This window comes from Roseovarius tolerans, assembly GCF_900109855.1.
Taxonomy (GTDB): Bacteria; Pseudomonadota; Alphaproteobacteria; order Rhodobacterales; family Rhodobacteraceae; genus Roseovarius; species Roseovarius tolerans.
In genome coordinates, this window is the sequence record NZ_FOBO01000012.1 from 20,156 (window position 1) to 38,301 (window position 18,146).

Here is an 18,146-nt window from a genome sequence, read left to right on the forward strand (position 1 = left end):
CAGTCACGGTCTTGGTTTGTACCTGTGCAGCACAGGCAAAAAATCAAGCGGCTCAGACAGGTGTTTTCATTGTTACCAGCTCTTCCGACATGGTCGGATGCACCGCCACGGTGCGATCGAAATCCTCTTTGGTCGCGCCCATCTTGACGGCGATGCCTGCCAGTTGGATCATTTCGCCCGCGCCGGGTGCTACGATATGACACCCCAGAACCTTGCGGGTTTCCCGGCTGACGACGAGTTTCATCAACACCCGGTCGGGGCGTCCGGCAAAGGCGGTCTGCATCGGTCTGAACGAATTGCAGTAGACATCGACCGGCTCCTGATCACGCGCCGCTTCCTCGCTCAGGCCGACGGTGCCCATCTCGGGCTGGGTGAAGATCGCGGTCGGGATCAGGTCGTGATCCACCGGCGTCGGGTTGCCGTTGAACACCGTCTCCACAAAGGCCATGCCCTCGCGGATCGCCACCGGAGTGAGGTTCACCCGGTCGGTCACATCGCCGATGGCATAGACCGACGGCACGCCGGTCTGGCTATACTCATCGACCACGATCTCGCCCTTGCGGCCGGTGGTGACGCCTGCGGCCTCCAGACCCAGATCCTCGGTGTTGGGGGCGCGTCCGGTGGCGAACATCACCTGTTGATACGTGGCCTCGGTGCCATTGCTGGCCTTGACGCGATAGCCATCCTCGACGGGCTCCATCGACAGGATGTTGGTGCCAAGATGCAGGTCGATGCCCGATTGGATCATCTCGTCCGAGACCAGCCCGCGCGCCTCGCCGTCAAAGCCGCGCAGGATCTGCGCACCGCGATAGAACTGCGTCACCTGCACGCCAAGGCCGTTGAGAATGCAGGCAAACTCGCAGGCGATATAGCCGCCGCCGATGATCAGGACCGACTTGGGCAGTTTCTCAAGATGAAAGATATCGTTCGAGGTGATGGCGTGCTCGGCCCCCGGCAGATCGGGTTTCACCGGCCGTCCACCGGTAGCGATCAGGATATGCCGCGCGCTCTTGCGGCTTCCGTCGGCCAGTTCCACGGTATGCGGATCGACCAGTCGTGCGCGGGCGTCAAAGCTCTCGACATCGTTGTTACGCAGGATGCCGCGATAGACCCCTTCGAGCCGGTCCAGTTCGGTATGCAGTTTCGTCTTGAACGCGTCCCAGTCGAAACCGCCCGCATGCACCGTCCAGCCATAGGATTGCGCGTCGGCCATGGCACCGCGATATTCCGAGGCGAAGACCATCAGCTTTTTCGGCACGCAGCCGCGAATGACGCAGGTGCCGCCGTAGCGGTCTTCCTCGGCAAGGGCGACCTTTGCCCCGCCCTGTGCCGCCACCCGCGCCGCGCGCACCCCGCCGGAGCCGCCGCCAATCACGAAAAGATCGTAGTCGAATGCCATGCGCGCCCCCGTATCAGTCGTTCAGATCGGTGAAAAGATTTTCGTTCTCGACGAAATCAAGCCGGTCTTCCTCGACCGTGCCTTCGTTGATGTCGCGCGTCTCGACCCGGCCATCCCCGTAACCGAGGATCACCACGTCGCAGATATCGAGAAAGAGGCCATTCTCGACCACCCCCGGCATCTGGTTGAGCGCCATCGACAGTTGATGCGCGTTGCCGATGCGGCCCAGATGCAGGTCGACGATGTAGTTGCCCTCATCGGTGATGAAGGGCCGCTCGCCATTCATCCGCAGGGTCGCGTCACGGCCCAGCACATCCATGTTGATCAGCAGTTCCTCGACCAGCGACTTGGTGGTCTGCCAGCCGAACGGGATCACCTCGACCGGCAGGGGGAAGGCACCGAGCGCCTCGACCTCCTTGCCGATATCGGCGATCACCACCATCTGGTCGCTCGCCGTCGCCACGATCTTTTCCTGCAACAGCGCGCCGCCGCCGCCCTTGATCAGGTTGAGATTGGAGTCGAATTCATCGGCGCCGTCGATCGTCAGGTCGAGCCACTTGGCCTCATCGAGGCTGATCACCTCAATGCCGACCTCGCGGGCCAGTTCAGCGGTGCGGGTGGAGGTCGGAACACCCCTGATCCGCAGCCCGTCCTCGCGCACCATCTCGCCCAGACAGCGTACCATCCAAGCCGCCGTGCTGCCGGTGCCGAGCCCCACGCGCATCCCGTCCTCGACGAAATCCACCGAGCGTTTGGCCGCCACGAACTTGGCCTTGTCGATGGGCGATAATTCTCCGGTCATGGCAGCGACTCCCCGTGTGTTCCGCCCGGGTTATAGGAGAGTTGGGGCCGGGGCGCGAGGGGCAATTGCGCGGCTCGGCCCCGGTTCAGACGGTCAAGTGCCGGGCCCGCGCGCCCCGTTCGATGGCCGCCGCATGCAGCCGGTCGATATTCAGCTCGTAGCGGATTTCCTCCAGCAGGCGCAATTCGCGGTCATTGAGCATACCGTCGGCGGCGGCCACATCGCAGGCGAGCGCATAGGCGGTCTCGAACAGTTGCTCGGGCAGGTTGTCGCGTATGAGACCAAAGAGCGCGTCGAGCCCGTCCTCGACGCTGAAGAGATCAAACACCGTCTGCGACATCACCCGCAGCCGGTCGAGATCATAGGCGGCAAAGACCGGCAGGTTGTTCACCGTGCTCTCGATCTTGACGAGTTCCGCGGTGCGCATGTCCTCGTCCGAGGCGGCTACGGCGATCATGACCGCGACAAGACAGTCCTGCGGGGTCAGCGGGTGGGGAATCTGATCGGTCATTCTGGGCCTTTCACGCCGGGCATTGTTGCAGTGCAGAATATTGACTGTTCCGCCCCCCCGCAATAGGAACCGGCCCAGCCCTGCCGGTGGCCTGACCGGCGCGAGAGGAGACGATCCGATGTCAGAGATGCGCGAAGCCGCGATGAATTCGAAAGCCTGGCCTTTTGAAGAGGCGCGCCGCGTGCTCAAACGGTATGAGAAAACCCCGCCGGAAAAGGGTCATGTGCTGTTCGAGACGGGCTATGGCCCCTCTGGCCTGCCGCATATCGGCACCTTTGGCGAGGTGTTGCGCACCACGATGATCCGCCGCGCCTTCGAGATGATCAGCGATATCCCCACCCGGCTGATCTGTTTCTCGGACGATCTCGACGGGATGCGCAAGGTGCCGGGCAATGTGCCCAATCGCGAGATGTTGGCCGAGCATCTGCAAAAGCCGCTGACCTCGGTGCCGGACCCGTTCGGCACCCATGACAGCTTTGGTGCGCATAACAACGCCATGCTGCGCCGGTTCCTCGATACGTTCGGGTTTGACTACGAGTTCATTTCGGCCACCGAATTCTATGCGTCGGGGCAGTTCGACGAGGTGCTGCTGCGCGCCGCCGAGCGCTATGACGACATCATGAAGATCATGCTGAAATCCCTGCGCGAGGAACGTCAGCAGACCTATTCGATCTTCCTGCCGCTCCACCCAGAGACGGGGCGTGTCCTTTATGTCCCGATGAAGGAGGTCAACGCCAAGGACGGCACCGTGACCTTTGACGACGAGACCGGGCGCGAATGGACGCTGCCGGTGACGGGCGGCAATGTGAAACTGCAATGGAAGCCGGATTTCGGCGCCCGTTGGGCGGCGCTTGGCGTCGATTTCGAGATGTATGGCAAGGACCATTCGACCAACACACCGATCTATGACGGCATCTGCCGTGCGCTTGGCATGCGCGCGCCAGAGCATTTCACCTATGAGCTGTTCCTGGATGAGAACGGCCAGAAGATCTCCAAGTCGAGTGGCAACGGGATCTCGATCGACGAATGGCTGAGCTATGCCTCGACGGAATCCCTGAGCTATTTTATGTATCAAAAGCCCAAGACCGCCAAGCGCATGCATTTCGACGTGATCCCCAAGGCGGTGGACGAATATCACCAGCAATTGCGCGCCTATGCCGGGCAGGACATCACGCAGCGCCTCAACAACCCGGTGCATCATATCCACAATGGCGACGTGCCCGAGAGCCGGATGGTGGTGCCGTTCTCGATGCTGCTGAACCTCGCGTCGGTTTCGGCGGCGCAGGACAAGGAGACGCTCTGGGGCTTCATCCGCCGCTATGCGCCCGAGGCGAGCGCCGAGACCCATCCCGACATGGACGCCGCCGCCGGTTACGCGGTGCGCTATTACGAGGATTTCGTCGCCCCCGCCAAGACCTATCGCGCGCCCACCGATCTGGAGCGCGAGGCGCTGAGTGATCTGCGCGACCAACTGGCGGCCTATGACGGCCCGGTGGAGGACGAGGCGCTGCAATCCATCGTCTATGCCGTGGGACGCGACCGGTTCGATCCGCTGCGCGACTGGTTCAAGGCGCTTTACGAGGTGCTTCTGGGGGCCTCGCAGGGCCCGCGCTTTGGCGGGTTCATCGCACTTTACGGCGTGCAGGAAACCGTGGCGCTGATCGACAAGGGGCTGGCGGGCGAACTGGCCTGATCTGGATCATTGCGCGGCTTTGGCCTGCTTGCTACCATTCGTGAAAACAGCGAGGGACGAGCGATGCGGACCATAGCCATTCTGACAGCAGCGGCACTGGCGGCCTGTGCGCAGACAGTGTCCATGCCGGATGCCAGCGAGGGGGCCGCGCTCTATGCTGAGAATTGTGCACAATGCCACGGGGCATCGGGCACGGGCGACGGGCCATGGGCCGCTGGCATGACGCCGCCGCCTTCGGATCTCACGCAATTGACGATGGACAGCACATTCCCGCGCGCGCATGTGCTGTCAGTCATCGACGGCTATGACCGCACCGATCTGCCCGGCAAGGAGATGCCGGAATTCGGCCTGCTGCTGGAAGGCGATACGGTGCCGGTGGATGTGGGCGACGGGGTGCTGACACCCACGCCCCGCCCGCTTGCGGCGCTGATGGCCTATCTGGAGAGCATTCAGGAGAGGTGACGTCCGCAGGGGTCACCCGCCGCGCATCAGTTCATCCTCGTCATCCGAGGCCGACAGGCCGAGCGCATCGAGACCGTTTTCGAGGTGGTCCGACAGATGCGGTGTGCCGAGCAGGTAATCGGCGCAGGGGGTGGTCGCCTCTTGATAGGCGGTGCGCTTGGCCTCTTTGAGGTCCTCGGCCTCGAAGCTGCCGCGTCCGATCCACATGACGGCGACGAGGCTCGCCTGCTCCTCCTCGGTCAATCGGTCGATGAAGGCGCGCAGTTCACCCTCGGCCCGGTCCAGTTCCCGGGACATGAGAATGATCTGCGCGATCTTGTGCACGGTGATGTCGATCATGGCATAATCTCCTGTTGCGCTAGTCTAGCACAGGAATGCCGGTCGGGTCGTCCCCCGTCCTTGATCTTACGCAAATAGCCGGTAATAGGCCCAGTCCGGCAGGAACCGCGACAGGCGGAAGAGATAGCTGAAGAGGCGCGGGAAATGGCGCTGAAAGGCGCTGTCATCGCACATCAGTTCGAACATCTCCTGTGCTGCATCCTCGGGCGACATGATGAACGGCATCTTGAAATTGTTCTTGTCGGTCAGCCGCGTCTTGATGAAGCCGGGATTGGCCAATTGCACGCGCACACCGGTACGCCAAAGATCGGCACGCATCGATTCGGCGAGGTTCATCACCCCGGCCTTGGACGCAGTGTAGCCGATCGCCCCCGGCAAGCCGCGAAAGCCCGAGAGCGAGCCCGTGAGCACCACGTGGCCCGCATCGCGTGCCACCATGCCAGGGATCACCGCACCTAAGATCCGCACCGCGCCGGTGAAATTCACATCGGCCATCGAGGTGACCTCTTCGGCCTGCCATTCGGTCGACGGCATCGGCCAGTAGACACCCGCGAGATAGACCAGACCGTCAACCTCGCCTACCTCGGCGGTAGCATCGGCGACGCTTTTGTCGTCGCGCACATCCATTGCCACGGCGCGGGCGTGCCCCGGTAGGCTTTGCACCAGTTCCTCCAGCCGGTCGGCGCTGCGGGCCGACACGATCACCTCGGCGCCTGCCGCGTTGATCTTGTGCGCAAGGGCCGCGCCCAGCCCCTCGCTTGCGCCCACCAGCCAATAGCGTTTGCCCTGCCAGTCGGTCATGCGTCCACCCGGCGCATCGTTGCCACAAGTTCCGCCACCTTTATCCCGAACTTGCGAAACTGGCTGCGGTTCACCACCACGCCGTTTGGCGTCAGGTACATCCAGTCGGTAACGCTGAGGACATGGCCGCCCGCCTCCTTCGGCAGGCGGATGCGATAGGAAAGCCGCGTGGCCGCGCCCATCTGCTGGCCTTCACCGAGGCCCACCAGATCATCCGCCTCGGCGCGGATGGAGCCGTCATTGCACAGTTCCAGCCGCCATTCGCGATCCTGACTGTTGCCGCTGTCATAGTCGAAATGCTCGCGCATGACGCCGCGATTGCCCTGCCAATGCGCCTCGAAATCGCCGGTGAAGCGCGAGGCGACGCGGCCAAGCGGGCCATAGATCACGCCCTCGCATTTGATCGGGCCGTTGAGATGCTCGCGCAGATCGAACCGCGGCTCAAGCCGCGCGTAATTCTGTGGGGTCTGCGCGGAAAACCCTGTGAGCCGCTCCTTGAGCAGTATGAGCGCCAGCATGATCGCGGCCCCCAGCAGGATGAAACCAAAAGCGTCCATCGGGTCAGCTCCTTTCCTCAATCGGTGTTCGGGCCAAGAGCGCAATGGCCATGAGTTTGAGCGCGCAGGGCAGCCCGCCATAGAACAGGCTGAGCAGGCGCAGGGCACCTTCGTCGTTGTCCTGCCCGGCGGCAAAACCGCCCGCCTGCAACAGCGGCAAGAGGCTTACGGCGGCCAGCGCGAGGGTGAATTTCGACACGAAGGACCACAGGCCGAACCCTTCGGCGGCACCGGGCGAGATATCCGACAGGCGGCGCGCGAAGAGCGCGGGCAGCAGCGTCATGTCCGCGCCCACGGCTGCGCCGGAGACGACGCAGATGATGCCAAATGCCCAGAGATCGCCCGCGCCCAGCAGGATGGCCCAGGCAAAGGCCGCGATGGCCAGAACCATCGCACCGAGCAGCACGCGTTTCGCGCCATAGAATTCGGCTAGTTTGCTCCACGCCGGGGCGGCGAGTGCAGCGGACAGGAAGAAGATCAGAAGGAAAGGCCCCTCCCATCCCGGCGCTTGAAGGCGGCTTTCGACGAAGAACAGAAAGAGCGTGGAACTGACCGCCACGGGGGCCGCGTTGAACAGCGCCACGATCAGCAGCCGCCGCGCGGTTTGATCGCGCAGGACGGGGCCAAAGCCGGTGCCGTCGGGCACGTCGGTGGCTCCCCATTGCCCGGTCATGGCAAGCGCCGCGACAACGGCGAGCGCGGCAAACGCCACCGCGAAACCCGCATAGCCACCAAGTGCCAGCGGGGCCACGGCGGCGGCACAGATGCCCAGAAGCGCGCCGGTTTCGCGCCAGCGGGCAAGGCGCAGATGACCCTGACCCGGCAGATGGGCGGCGCTTGCGACCCCTTGAGCGTAAAAGCAGATGGTGAGGTAGCTGAAGGCGGAAAAGACCACGGTGAGCATGCCGGCGAACCACCACAGCGGCGCAATCGGAGGCGTCACGGCGAACAATCCCAGCATCGCCGCCGCCATCGCCGCAACAGCCACGGCGACACTTATCGCGCGATGCTGCCTGAGCCGCGCGCTTAGCCGTCCGAGCAGCGGGTCCTGCACCACATCGAGCAGGCGCAGCACGAACAGCACCGACCCGAGGGCGGCCAGCGACACGCCATATTCGTCCACGTAGAACTTGGGTGCGTGGATGTAGAGCGGCAGCCCCGCCGCCGCCAGAAGGGCGGCAAAGACGGCAAAACCGGGCAGTCGCGGGGCAAGGCCCGGAGCGGATATGGTGGCCGTGTGGCTCACCGGCTGATTTCCTCGGAGGGTGGCGGCGGCGGCGAGCGGAAGCGCGCGCCCTTCCACCACAGCTTGAGGGCCTGCCAGTGGATGAGGCCCAGCACTCGGCGTGATCCAAAGGGTCGGCGCAGCGCGGCCATGATCAGGCCGGCGGTCGTAAGCGGCGTGCGCGGGCCGACAAGGGTGGCGATGACGCCGCCATTGCCGCCCGAGAAATCGATCCAGATGCCGATCCGGTCGGGCCGCAGATCGAAGCGGAACTCATAGCCCCCTTCGATCCGCAGGAACGGCGAGACGTAGAAGATTTTGGTCGCATGCAGCCGGTCCTGCGCCGTAATCGGCGTAAGGTCATCGCGGTGGCACAGGTAGGAATGCCGTTCGCCATAGGTGTTGGACACTTCGGCGATGATCACCCGCACGTCATCCTGCGCGTCGCGGCAGATCCAGAACGAGACCGGGTTGAACACATGGCCCAACACGCGCGGTTGTGTCAAAAGCTCGATCCGGTCGGGCGCGGGCAGGCCACGCGCCGCCAGCGTCTCGCGCACCCAGGCGGCACCGCGCCCCGCCTTGGGCGCGCCGCCATGATCGCGGTCCCAGACCGAGGCGAGCCCGGTCCGGTTGCGGCCAAAGAGGCGTGGCGCGTCAAGCTGGCCCTCGGCATCCAGAAGCACATAGTCGATCCCGTAGCGAAACGCGTTCTCGACCGCGCCCTTGCGTCCGTGCCAGGTGTGGCCGGCAATATGATCGACCGCACTCATTCCGCCGCCACCGACAGCGAATCGCGGGCACAGATCGCCTCGGCCACTTCAAGACCGCTCGACAGCCCGTCCTCGTGAAATCCGTGCCGCATCCATGCCCCGCAGAACCACGTGTTGCGCCGACCGTTCATCGCGCGCACCCGGCCCTGTGCGGCCAGCGTGGCCAGATCATAGACCGGGTGGTGCAAGGTCACCTGATCATAGATCAGTTCCTCGCGAATGGGGCGGGTGGTGTTGAGGGTCACGAAATGCGGATCGTCCTGCGGAATGGGTTGCAGGCTGTTCATCCAGTAGGTGAGGTCGATCTGGCCGCTGCGTTTGACCTTCGCCTCGGTATAGTTCCACGATGACCAGACCGCGCGTCGGTTGGGCATCACCGTTGCGTCGGCGTGCAGCGTGATTTCGTTGGGCTGATAGGTGATCGCCCCAAGATCGGCGCGCTCGGTTTCGTCGGCATCCGACAGAAGGCGCAGCGCATCGTCGCCATGGGCTGCGATCACCACCTCGTCGAAGAGTTCCCAGTCGCCGCCCGTCGCACGGACTTTGACGCCGTCATCAAGGCGCATCACCCCGGCCACCGGCGCGCCGAGGCGGATATCGACGCCCTTGGCGCGCATCGCCTGCTCCAGCCGGTCGACATAAGAGATCGAGCCGCCCTCGACCGTGAACCACTGATGCTGCTCGTCATAGCCCAGAAGGCCATGGTTCTTGAAGAACTGCACCATCGCGTGGGCCGGGAAATCGAGGATCTTCTCGACCGGGGTGGACCAGATCGCACCGGAGAAGGGCCGCAGATAGTAGTCGCGGAAATAGCGGCCAAGGCGCATCTTCTCGATCAGCCCGCCGATGGTCAGCCCCGGCTCCGCGGAGGCGGCAAGCGCGCCCGCGTTGAAGCGGAAGATGTCGCGCAGCATGGTCAGGAAACGTGGGTTGAGGGCATTGCGTTTCTGCGCGAAAAACGCCGCCGCACTATCGAGCCCGTATTCGAACGCGCCACCCCGGATCGAGGCGCCGAAGCTCATGTTGCTCGTGACCACGGGCACATCGAGCCGGTCAAAGAGCGCGGTGAGATGCGGATACGTTGCATAGTTGAACACGATGAAGCCGGTATCGACCGGGCGGTCGCCCCGCTTGCCCGCAATGATCGTGCGGGCGTGTCCGCCAAGCCGCGGCTCGGCTTCGAAGAGCACTACGTTGTGAGAGGTCGAAAGACGCTCTGCCGCGCCCATTCCCGAGATTCCCGCGCCGATGACGGCAACCCTCTTGCGCGCGACCGCGCCGGTTTCGAATGGCATGAGTGACGTTACCTGCGTTTTGAGTATTGCAAAGACTTACGTGACGGGTGTGAAACCGGATTAGAAAGAAATTTGGCAGGTCCGGTGATCCGATCCTTGCCAAGCCGCGTATCAGAATCATGAACACCGAAGCCACACTCACTGACGCGCCTGCGCCCTCGCCCATACCGGCGACGTATGATAAGACGCGGTCAAGAGCGGGCAAGGTGGCAGGAACGGCAATCGTGACATCGAAGAACGGAACGACACGACAGATTGAGAACGAGGATTGGGTGGCCTGTATCGCACGTATTCGTGACACGCAGGATGAGGTAGCCTTTGCCCGGCTGTTCGCGCATTTTGCGCCCCGGGTGAAAGCATTTCTGATGCGGTCTGGTGCGGATTCGACCCTGGCCGAGGAATGCACGCAGGAGGTGATGTCGGCCCTTTGGCAGAAGGCGCATATGTTCGACCCCGCGCGCGCCTCTGCTGCAACATGGATCTTTACCATCGCGCGCAATCGCAAGATCGACGCGCTGCGCAAACAAAGACGACCCGAGCCCGAGCAACTGCCCTGGGGGCAGGACCCGGAACCGGATCAGGCCGATGTGCTGGCCCTGCAACAGGAAAGTGACCAACTGGGCGACGCTATCGCCGCCCTGCCCGAGAAACAGAGGGTGCTGATCGAAAAGGCGTATTTCGGCGATCTGAGCCATTCCGAAATCGCCGAACAGACCGGGCTGCCGCTCGGCACGATCAAATCCCGTATCAGATTGGCGCTGGACCGTTTGCGCCACGCAATGAAATGAAGTGAATGCCATGACACAACCCGCGATCAAACATCATCTGACCGACGCCCTGCTGATGGCCTATTCGGCAGGGACTTTGCCCGAAGCCTTCAGCCTGACGGTGGCGACGCATATCTCGATGTGCGACGAGTGCCGCGCGCGACTGGCCTCTTTCGACACGGTGGGCGGCACGCTGCTGGATCGCAGCGAAGCCGTCGAGATGGGGGCCGATAGTCTCGCGGCGACGATGGCGCTGATAAGGGCTGGCGCGCCTGTCGAGAAACCCGCGCCGCGCAGGGCATCACATGATCTGCCGGCTCCGCTGCGCGACTATGTCGGGGGCGACCTGCAGGGCGTGCGCTGGCGGTCTGTCGGCATGGGGGTCAAACAGGCGATCCTGCCGACGTCGCGCGATGCCACGGCGCGGCTTCTGTATATTCCCGCCGGGGCCTCGGTGCCCGATCACGGCCATCGCGGCACCGAACTGACACTGGTGCTGCAGGGTGCGTTCGTTGACGAGGTGGATCATTTCGGCCCCGGTGACATCGAGGTGGCGAACGAAGATCTGAGCCACACCCCGGTCGCAGATATCGGCGCGGATTGCATCTGCCTTGCCGCGACCGATGCGCCGTTGCGTTTCCGCTCGATCATGCCGCGCCTCGCGCAACCGTTCCTGCGGATCTAAGGGCCTGCGCGCGCCGGGCGGGTCGTCTTTGTCCTCCGGCCCTGACGATGCGGCCGGAGCGTGATTAATCCCCTCGAACGAACACTACTGACAGGACACCCCAAATGAAAACAGCACCGCGCGGGCGGTGCTGTTTTCCTCTATGCAGTGCCGGTCAGGCGTGGCGCGGTGCCGGGCCTGCGCGTCAGCCCGCCTGACGTTTGTCCTGGGTCCGGAACTCGGTCTCTTCGGTGACGGCAAAGCGGCCGCCGGACAGCTTTTGCAGCTTGCCCTCGCGCAACAGCCTGCCGAAGGATCGCAAGCCATCCTCGCGCGAGAAATTATCTTTCTCGATCTCCTTGAGCTTGCCCATTAGCATCGGGCGCGAGAATTGCGGGCGGCCTTCGACGTCGGCGAGATAGGCCGCCGCCGCCTCCAGCAGATCAGGCAGGGCGGAGGCGCCCATTTCATCGGCATAGGCGACGAAACCGCCATCCGTGTCGGTGTCGATCTCGGCGTGTACATCGGCGGTCGAGATGCGGCGCGGGCGCACCGGATCACGCGGTGTGTCGACGCGTTGCTCGGCCACCAGCTTGAGTGGCGCGGGGCGGCTCTCGGTCGGGCGCGAGCTGCGGGCCTCGGACGCCACCGCCTGCGGACGGCGCGGGCGCACCACATCGGCAAGGTCGGTGCGATAGGGCGTATCATCCACATCGCACTTGAGCTCCGATCCGGCCTGTTTCTCGGCGCGGGTCGCGGCGAGCGCGGCGCGCAGGTGCTGGATGGTGTTGCGCCGCTGGCTGGACGCCGGGGCCTTGAGTTGGGTGTCGGTCTCGTCAAAGATGCGCGACAGGTCGTCGCCGGCCTCAGCGCGGGAGAGTTTGCGACGTCCGGACCCGGTCTCCTTCGCGGGGTCTTCGATTTCGGGTTCTGCGGCCTCGGCGACCGGGGTCGGCTCGTCTTCTGCGACATCCTCTGCGATATCTTCTGCGCTGTCCAGCACATCCTCTGACGTCGCGTCCGGTGTCATTTCCGCCTCGACCTCGTCGAGTTCACGCTGGAGTTCGGCCTCGTCCTCGGGGCTGAGCGCGGCCTCTGTCTCATCAAAGAGATTGTCGGTGTCGTCACCTTCGGCCTCGTCGTCATCCTCTTCGAACAAGCCCTGGTCGAGCGCCTCTTCCACGGGCTCTGCGGCGGCCTCGGGTGCATCCTCGGCTTCCTGCGCCGCCAGCGGCATGTCGTCCTCGGCAAGAGGCTCCGGCGCGGCTTCGGCGATCTCTTCGGGCAGATCCTCGGCAGTCTCGTCTTGCAAAACCTCCGCCGTGACCGGCGCTTCGGGTTCCGCAGGCGCATCCGACATCAGTGCGGCCAGCGTATCCTCGAAACTGTCACGTTCCGCCGCTTCGGGCGCGGCATCCTCGACTAGATCGGCAAGTTCCGGGCTCACTTCTGCCGTCGCGTCCTCCTCATAGGTATCGGGCCAGAAGGCGGTATCGTCGGTCTCTGGCTGCACGAAATCCTGGGCGTGCTCGTCCTCGCTGTACTGATCATCTGCAGACGGCGCGTCGCCGCTTACGACAGAGCGGATCATGTGCAGCTTGGCGGCGAAACTGTCGGGATCGGCGGCGAGCGGCGCGCGCAGCTCCTCGGCGGCGGGCGCGGGTGTCTCTGGGTCCGAGGGTGCTTCGATCTCGGGCTCTGCAACGGCCTCGGGCTCCATCTCGGCGGCTGCCTCGGGCTCGGGCTCCGGTTCGGCTATCGCCTCGGGCTCATGCTCCGGTTCGGCCATGGCCTCGGGTTCAGGCGTGGCAACCGCAGGGGTGCTTTGCTCGGTCGGGGCCTCGGGTACGGTATCGGCGGCCAGTTCTTCGGCAACGGGGGCCTCTGCGCGGGGCTGCTCCGCAACCGGGTCTGCCAGCGGTGCCGCAAGGGCGGTGCGCGCGGCGGTTTCTTGCCTTGGTGCGTCTTCGGCAGTCGCTTGCTGTGTCGCCTCGGCGGCGGGCTGCTGTGGTTCGGCGGCGGGCTCGCTTGTGGCCTGCTCCTCGTCGGCGCGCAGCACGATGCGGCCCTGATGTTCATGCGCCTCGACCCGGCGCGAGATTTCGCGCTCGGCGATCCGGGCCAGCATCTCGGCATCCGGCGTCGGCGGCTCTGCCCCGAAATAGCGGTCATCGGAGGCCAGATCGCGGAAATATTCCGCAATCGCCTTCATCGTGTCGAATGAATCGTCGAAACCTTCCAACGTGCACGAGAACGTACCGTAGGAGACTGTTAGAATTTTGCTTGAACCAACCATATTTAAAAGCTCGCTTTGCTTGCCTGCAAAGACAGTGTTTACCATGACCGCCAAGACCAAAGCGGCACGATTCTTCGATCTTTACCGTATCATTTCGTGGTCAGAATGTGTCATCAGACGAGTTAATGCAACGATAAGGGCTGCGAGAAATGATTGTTCACGAAAGCGATCCAATCACGCTTGTCGGCGGAGCGGGCCTTTCTGACCAGTTGTTCGATCAGGCGCTCGAGGTCGCGCCTCTGGTCGTCGCTGCCGATAGCGGGGCGGACCGCGCGCTTGACCACGGCATCACCCCGCGCGCGGTGATCGGCGATTTCGACAGCATCTCGCAAGCCGCAAGACGCGCCCTGCCAGAGACCGTTCTGCACCAGTTGCAGGATCAGGACAGCACCGATTTCGACAAATGCCTGCGCAGCGTCACGGCACCTCTGATTCTGGGCGTCGGGTTCTGCGGCGACCGGCTCGATCATCAGATGGCGGCCTGCAACGCACTGGTACGATATCCGGCGCAACGCTGTGTCCTGCTGGGCGAGACCGATCTGATGTTCCTCTGCCCGCCTGCGATCCATCTGCCACTGACTGCGGGCTGTCGCGTTTCGCTGTTCCCGATGGGCGCGGTCGAGGGCCTGTCCGACGGGCTGCAATGGCCGATTCGCGGATTGAATTTCTCGCCTGACGGGCAGATCGGCACGTCGAACGCGGCCACGGGGCCGGTGCATCTGACCTTCACCGCGCCCAAGATGCTGGTGATGCTGCCGTTGGACAGGCTGGACAGCGTGGTGGCCGCCCTTGCCGACAGCGCGGCCCGGTGGCCTGACGGGACCAACCCGAGATGAGTGCGACAGGCCGGATCGCAAGCTGGTTCGACGCGGTCGTCTTTGATCTCGGGCGGCAGATGCGCTGGACGTTCCTGCCGCCACTGATGGTCTATTTCGCAGCCGGTTTTTCGGGTCTGACGATGATCGTGGGCACCTTCTTCGTGAAGGAGTATCTCGACCTCTCGGCGGCCTATCTGGCGGGGCTCGCCTTCTGGGCTGGGCTGCCCTGGGCGCTGAAAATGCCATTGGGGCATCTGGTCGATATCATCTGGCGCTGGAAATGGCTGCTGGTCTATCTCGGCGCGGGGCTGATCGGGCTGTCGGTCTTCATCATGTACCTGCTGCTGACGCAGACCGAGATGATGACCGCGATCATGCCGATGGCTGCGTGGTACATCACCTCTTACCTGCTGGCCCCCTGCGGTCTGGTGATCCAAGACGCGGTGGCCGACGCGATGTCGGTCGAAGCGGTGCCGCGCGTCGATGCGCAAGGCCGCGAGATCGGGCTGGAGCAATCGCGCGCCATGCATACCACGATGCAGACGCTTGGTCGCTTTGCGCTGATCCTGGGGACGGTGGCCGTGGCGACACTCAATATCTCGATGTTTTCGGGCATCGAGGCGATGGACGACGACGCCAAGCGGCAGATATACGCCACCATCTATCTGACTGCGCTGCTTATTCCGGTGGTGTCGGTCTCGGGCGTGGTGCTGGCGGGTATCCAGAAAATCCGTGCGCGGCGGGGGTTCATCCGGCGTGGCCTCGACCCGGCCGAGGCCGATGCGCTCTTTGAGCGGCCCGACGAGGACACCAAGCCCAACCCGTGGTATTTCATCGGCGGTGCGGGGTTTGTGGCAATCTCTCTGACGGTGGGGCTGAGTGATATCGCCTATGGGCAGGAGATCATCTTTGTCGGCTCGATGACGATTGTGCTGCTGCTGATGCGCCAGTTGATCGCGGTGCTGACACAGGCGCAGGCAAGGGCGCTGATCGGCACGGCGGTGGTCATCTTCATCTTCCGCGCGGTGCCGCGACCGGGTGACGGCTATACGTGGTTTTCCATCGACGTGCTGGGCTTTGACCAACAGTTCCTGTCGATCCTGTCGCTGATCACCTCGGTGCTGACCCTCGTAGGCATGGTGATCCTGCGCCCGCTGATGGCCAGCAAACCCATCGTCTACATCGTGGTGCTGCTGACGCTGGCGGGAGGCATTCTGTCGCTGCCCAATATCGGGCTCTATTACGGCATTCAGGATATAACCGCGCCGCTGACCGGGGGCATCGTCGATGCCCGCTTTATCGCGATTCTGGATACGGCGGTGGAATCGCCCCTGGGGCAAGTGGCGATGATCCCGATGCTGGCATGGATCGCACGCAACGCGCCGAATGACCTCAAGGCGACGTTCTTTGCCGTCATGGCCTCGTTCACCAACCTTGCGCTGTCGGCGAGTTCGCTGCTGACGAAATACCTCAACAACGTGTTCGTCATCACCCGCGAGGTGACGGATCGCGAGACCGGGCAGGTCACGACCCCCGCCGATTATTCCGATCTCGGCATCCTGCTGATTTTGGTGAGCCTGGTGACCGTGGGACTGCCATTGCTTGCGGTGGCCATGGTGCAGAATTCACGGCTGCGCACGCAGGACTGAACAGGCCCTCACTCGCCCAAGGGGGACAGGCTGCGACCTGCCAGTTCGCGGGTGAATGGCACGGGCATTGGCGGTTTGCCGAGGCGGGCGCGGTAGGCGGGCAGGCTCTCGGCGACGCGCATCACGTAGTTGCGGGTCTCGCGAAAGGGGATGTGCTCGATCCAGTCGACGATCTCATGCGCGCCCTGCCCGCGCGGGTCGCCATAGGCGTCGATCCATTGCGCGGCGCGCCCCGGACCTGCGTTATATCCCACCGACATCAGCACGATATTGCCGTCAAAGCGCCCGCCAAGCTGCGCCAGATAGCCCGAACCCAGCCGCGCATTATACACAGGCTCGTTCAGCAGGTCTGACCGGTCATAGGCCACCCCCAGATCACGCGCCATGTCGCGCGCCGTGCCGGGCATGAGTTGCATGAGACCGCGCGCCCCTGCCCCGCTCACCACGACCGGATTGAATTCGCTCTCGCGCCGGGCGATGGCAAGCGCCAGTTCCATTGGCACCGGCAGATCCATGCCCGTCATCGGGTGGAGCGCATAATATGGGGCCTCGATCACGATGCCACGCTCCGCCGCCGCCTTGCCCAGCATCACCTGAAGATGCGGCTGCTCCAGTTCGGCCAGCATCTGCCCCATCTGGCCCAGACCGGTCCGGTCCTGACTGTCCGCCAGATGGATGAAAAACCGCCGCGCCAGACCCAGATCGCCCATCCGGAGTGCCAGCGTCCCCATTTCGTGCAGGTCGCCTCGGGCAAACTCTGCCGCGCGCCAGGGTGGGAACGCCTCGGTGCCGCCCAGCGCGTCATCCACAGGCAGCCCCGCCTTTTCAGCGGCCAGAAGCCCGTAAAAGCTGGTCTGGTATGCCGCGCCTTCGGCATAGGCAAGCTGCGCGGCCTCGGTATCGCCCAGCGCGTCCTGCGCCCGGCCGATCCAGTAGCCCGCGCGCCCCAATGAGATCGGCGTGCCGACCGCCGCGCGGAACCGCTGGAAATGATCCAGCGCCAGGTCCGGTGCCTCGAAATAGGTCAGCGCAAGGTAGCCAGAAAGCCATTCGAGATCGGCGTAATTCGCCCCCTCGACCAGTTGATGCACCGACGCGATCTCATAGGCCAGACGAGCCTCGCCCTCGCGCATCTTCTGCCGGGCAAGGGCGCGGCGCCAGCTGGCCCATCGCTCGGGCTCACCCAGGCCAGCCTCGATCCGGCTTTGACGCAAGAGCACGGCGATCGCCTCTTCGGGCGCGTTGCTCAGGTGGCGGGTAAAAAGCTCGAACGCGATGCCGGGGTTGCGCGTCTGTGCCTCGGTCAGCCCCTCTGTCTCGCCGCGTTTCACCTTGCCACGCGTCTCGGCCAACGCGCGCACCTCGTCACTGACCAGCGGCAGCATGTCCTCGACATCGCGCAGCCCCCGCCAGAGCGCCATCTCCAGCCGCGCGGCGTGATGCGGGCGCAGGAGAGTGTCGAACTCACGCAGGAAATCGTCATGCTCGGCACTTCTCAGATCGAGCGTGCGCCAGGCCAGCACAACGCTCGCCTCGGCCTCGCCCTGCCGTCCGCGCGCCAGTAGCGCACGCGCGAGGTTGAGCGCGCCGGTGCCGGTCTGTGGGCGGTCTCCGTCATAGAACGCCAGCACATCATCGAAATCGGCATGGGTCATCGCCTCCTCGCTCTGGCGGCGCAGGTAATCGAGGCCGGGCCAATGCGCGTTCCGCCCGAGAAACGCGGGGATGTCACGCGGTTCTCCCAGCCCCGCGCGCAGGCGGTGCCATTCGATCAGATCCGCCGCCGCCTGGCCATCGCGCGCCGCAAGCCGCGCCGCGACCTCCCAGCGTCCGGCCTGCATCGCGTCAAGCGCACTGGCCAAAGGGCGCGGCGCGAGACGCGGCAAATCAGCCGCCTGAGCGGCGAAAACCGGGGAAATCAGCCCGAAAACCAGCGTGAGCACGCGCAACATCTCTTGCATTTCCCGCTTTGCCGAAGGATAGACGTCGCCAGCCTAGGCATCCTGCGCGCCCGCGTCCATTCACGATGCGTGACACCATGCGCGATCCGCCGCCGATGGCCAACCCGATCACCGCGGGCCCCGCCCGCAGATTA

The 18,146-nt window shown here is 64.2% G+C and carries 17 protein-coding genes; 6 read left to right on the forward strand and 11 right to left on the reverse strand.

The window, feature by feature from the left end; all coding sequences use genetic code 11:
* Nucleotides 1-52: 52 nt before the first annotated feature.
* From gor to BMX04_RS12395, 3 genes are all read right to left on the reverse strand, one after another.
* Complete coding sequence (gene gor / locus BMX04_RS12385; RefSeq protein WP_074786964.1) at nt 53-1,399, reverse strand: glutathione-disulfide reductase; 1,347 nt, start codon at nt 1,397-1,399, stop codon at nt 53-55.
* A gap of 13 nt (nt 1,400-1,412) precedes the next feature.
* Nucleotides 1,413-2,201, reverse strand: a complete 789-nt coding sequence (gene rpiA, locus BMX04_RS12390) for a ribose-5-phosphate isomerase RpiA (RefSeq protein WP_074786966.1) — start codon at nt 2,199-2,201, stop codon at nt 1,413-1,415.
* A gap of 85 nt (nt 2,202-2,286) precedes the next feature.
* Entirely contained in the window at nt 2,287-2,712 is a 426-nt protein-coding gene (locus BMX04_RS12395; RefSeq protein WP_074786968.1) for a tellurite resistance TerB family protein, read from the reverse strand.
* Between the two features lie 118 nt (nt 2,713-2,830).
* Here BMX04_RS12395 and BMX04_RS12400 point away from each other — a divergent pair, with 118 nt between their 5' ends.
* Nucleotides 2,831-4,405, forward strand: a complete 1,575-nt coding sequence (locus BMX04_RS12400) for a lysine--tRNA ligase (RefSeq protein WP_074786970.1) — start codon at nt 2,831-2,833, stop codon at nt 4,403-4,405.
* A gap of 63 nt (nt 4,406-4,468) precedes the next feature.
* Complete coding sequence (locus BMX04_RS12405; protein WP_074786972.1) at nt 4,469-4,867, forward strand: c-type cytochrome; 399 nt, start codon at nt 4,469-4,471, stop codon at nt 4,865-4,867.
* Nucleotides 4,868-4,879: 12 nt separating this feature from the next.
* On the opposite strand, the gene BMX04_RS12410 is transcribed toward BMX04_RS12405, so the two are convergent.
* The 6 genes from BMX04_RS12410 to BMX04_RS12435 form a co-directional block, all read right to left on the reverse strand.
* Nucleotides 4,880-5,206, reverse strand: a complete 327-nt coding sequence (locus tag BMX04_RS12410) for a DUF3775 domain-containing protein (RefSeq protein WP_050662332.1) — start codon at nt 5,204-5,206, stop codon at nt 4,880-4,882.
* Nucleotides 5,207-5,272: 66 nt separating this feature from the next.
* Complete coding sequence (locus tag BMX04_RS12415) at nt 5,273-6,007, reverse strand: SDR family NAD(P)-dependent oxidoreductase (RefSeq protein WP_074786974.1); 735 nt, start codon at nt 6,005-6,007, stop codon at nt 5,273-5,275.
* Nucleotides 6,004-6,564, reverse strand: a complete 561-nt coding sequence (locus BMX04_RS12420) for a DUF3833 domain-containing protein (protein ID WP_074786976.1) — start codon at nt 6,562-6,564, stop codon at nt 6,004-6,006. Before BMX04_RS12420 ends, BMX04_RS12415 begins: the two co-directional genes overlap by 4 nt.
* Nucleotides 6,565-6,568: 4 nt before the next feature.
* Complete coding sequence (locus BMX04_RS12425; RefSeq protein ID WP_244888542.1) at nt 6,569-7,810, reverse strand: MFS transporter; 1,242 nt, start codon at nt 7,808-7,810, stop codon at nt 6,569-6,571.
* Complete coding sequence (locus tag BMX04_RS12430) at nt 7,807-8,562, reverse strand: DUF1365 domain-containing protein (protein WP_074786978.1); 756 nt, start codon at nt 8,560-8,562, stop codon at nt 7,807-7,809. Before BMX04_RS12430 ends, BMX04_RS12425 begins: the two co-directional genes overlap by 4 nt.
* Nucleotides 8,559-9,857 carry an NAD(P)/FAD-dependent oxidoreductase gene (locus BMX04_RS12435; protein ID WP_074786980.1) on the reverse strand — a complete coding sequence of 433 codons (1,299 nt, stop codon included), beginning with the start codon at nt 9,855-9,857 and terminating at the stop codon, nt 8,559-8,561. The genes BMX04_RS12430 and BMX04_RS12435 overlap by 4 nt, the downstream gene beginning before the upstream one ends.
* Before the next feature lie 119 nt (nt 9,858-9,976).
* Here BMX04_RS12435 and BMX04_RS12440 point away from each other — a divergent pair, with 119 nt between their 5' ends.
* Nucleotides 9,977-10,645 (forward strand): sigma-70 family RNA polymerase sigma factor, encoded by a 669-nt coding sequence (locus BMX04_RS12440; protein WP_083398177.1) that lies wholly within the window; start codon nt 9,977-9,979, stop codon nt 10,643-10,645.
* 10 nt (nt 10,646-10,655) lie between these two features.
* Nucleotides 10,656-11,309 carry a ChrR family anti-sigma-E factor gene (locus BMX04_RS12445; RefSeq protein ID WP_074786984.1) on the forward strand — a complete coding sequence of 218 codons (654 nt, stop codon included), beginning with the start codon at nt 10,656-10,658 and terminating at the stop codon, nt 11,307-11,309.
* A gap of 184 nt (nt 11,310-11,493) precedes the next feature.
* Here the strand turns inward: BMX04_RS12445 and BMX04_RS12450 are convergent, their stop codons facing one another.
* Complete coding sequence (locus tag BMX04_RS12450) at nt 11,494-13,530, reverse strand: hypothetical protein (protein WP_244888543.1); 2,037 nt, start codon at nt 13,528-13,530, stop codon at nt 11,494-11,496.
* 203 nt (nt 13,531-13,733) lie between these two features.
* Here BMX04_RS12450 and BMX04_RS12455 point away from each other — a divergent pair, with 203 nt between their 5' ends.
* Both BMX04_RS12455 and BMX04_RS12460 read left to right on the forward strand, forming a co-directional pair.
* Nucleotides 13,734-14,420 carry a thiamine diphosphokinase gene (locus tag BMX04_RS12455; RefSeq protein ID WP_074786988.1) on the forward strand — a complete coding sequence of 229 codons (687 nt, stop codon included), beginning with the start codon at nt 13,734-13,736 and terminating at the stop codon, nt 14,418-14,420.
* The gene (locus BMX04_RS12460; protein ID WP_074786990.1) at nt 14,417-16,051 is read left to right on the forward strand and encodes an MFS transporter; all 1,635 of its coding nucleotides are present in this window, start codon (nt 14,417-14,419) and stop codon (nt 16,049-16,051) included. Before BMX04_RS12455 ends, BMX04_RS12460 begins: the two co-directional genes overlap by 4 nt.
* An 8-nt stretch (nt 16,052-16,059) precedes the next feature.
* Here the strand turns inward: BMX04_RS12460 and BMX04_RS12465 are convergent, their stop codons facing one another.
* Nucleotides 16,060-18,012, reverse strand: coding sequence for a lytic transglycosylase domain-containing protein (locus BMX04_RS12465; protein WP_074786992.1), 1,953 nt, complete (start codon nt 18,010-18,012; stop codon nt 16,060-16,062).
* Between the last annotated feature and the right edge of the window lie 134 nt (nt 18,013-18,146).

Bases quoted from the DNA above. Each gene is read 5' to 3' on its own strand.
- BMX04_RS12435 (WP_074786980.1), bottom strand. From the start codon at position 9,857: ATGCCATTCGAAACCGGCGCGGTCGCGCGCAAGAGGGTTGCCGTCATC.
- BMX04_RS12395 (WP_074786968.1), bottom strand. From the start codon at position 2,712: ATGACCGATCAGATTCCCCACCCGCTGACCCCGCAGGACTGTCTTGTC.
- BMX04_RS12415 (WP_074786974.1), bottom strand. From the start codon at position 6,007: ATGACCGACTGGCAGGGCAAACGCTATTGGCTGGTGGGCGCAAGCGAG.
- BMX04_RS12410 (WP_050662332.1), bottom strand. From the start codon at position 5,206: ATGATCGACATCACCGTGCACAAGATCGCGCAGATCATTCTCATGTCC.
- BMX04_RS12440 (WP_083398177.1), top strand. From the start codon at position 9,977: ATGAACACCGAAGCCACACTCACTGACGCGCCTGCGCCCTCGCCCATA.
- rpiA (WP_074786966.1), bottom strand. From the start codon at position 2,201: ATGACCGGAGAATTATCGCCCATCGACAAGGCCAAGTTCGTGGCGGCC.
- BMX04_RS12465 (WP_074786992.1), bottom strand. From the start codon at position 18,012: ATGCAAGAGATGTTGCGCGTGCTCACGCTGGTTTTCGGGCTGATTTCC.
- BMX04_RS12455 (WP_074786988.1), top strand. From the start codon at position 13,734: ATGATTGTTCACGAAAGCGATCCAATCACGCTTGTCGGCGGAGCGGGC.
- BMX04_RS12405 (WP_074786972.1), top strand. From the start codon at position 4,469: ATGCGGACCATAGCCATTCTGACAGCAGCGGCACTGGCGGCCTGTGCG.
- BMX04_RS12400 (WP_074786970.1), top strand. From the start codon at position 2,831: ATGTCAGAGATGCGCGAAGCCGCGATGAATTCGAAAGCCTGGCCTTTT.
- gor (WP_074786964.1), bottom strand. From the start codon at position 1,399: ATGGCATTCGACTACGATCTTTTCGTGATTGGCGGCGGCTCCGGCGGG.
- BMX04_RS12430 (WP_074786978.1), bottom strand. From the start codon at position 8,562: ATGAGTGCGGTCGATCATATTGCCGGCCACACCTGGCACGGACGCAAG.
- BMX04_RS12420 (WP_074786976.1), bottom strand. From the start codon at position 6,564: ATGGACGCTTTTGGTTTCATCCTGCTGGGGGCCGCGATCATGCTGGCG.
- BMX04_RS12445 (WP_074786984.1), top strand. From the start codon at position 10,656: ATGACACAACCCGCGATCAAACATCATCTGACCGACGCCCTGCTGATG.
- BMX04_RS12460 (WP_074786990.1), top strand. From the start codon at position 14,417: ATGAGTGCGACAGGCCGGATCGCAAGCTGGTTCGACGCGGTCGTCTTT.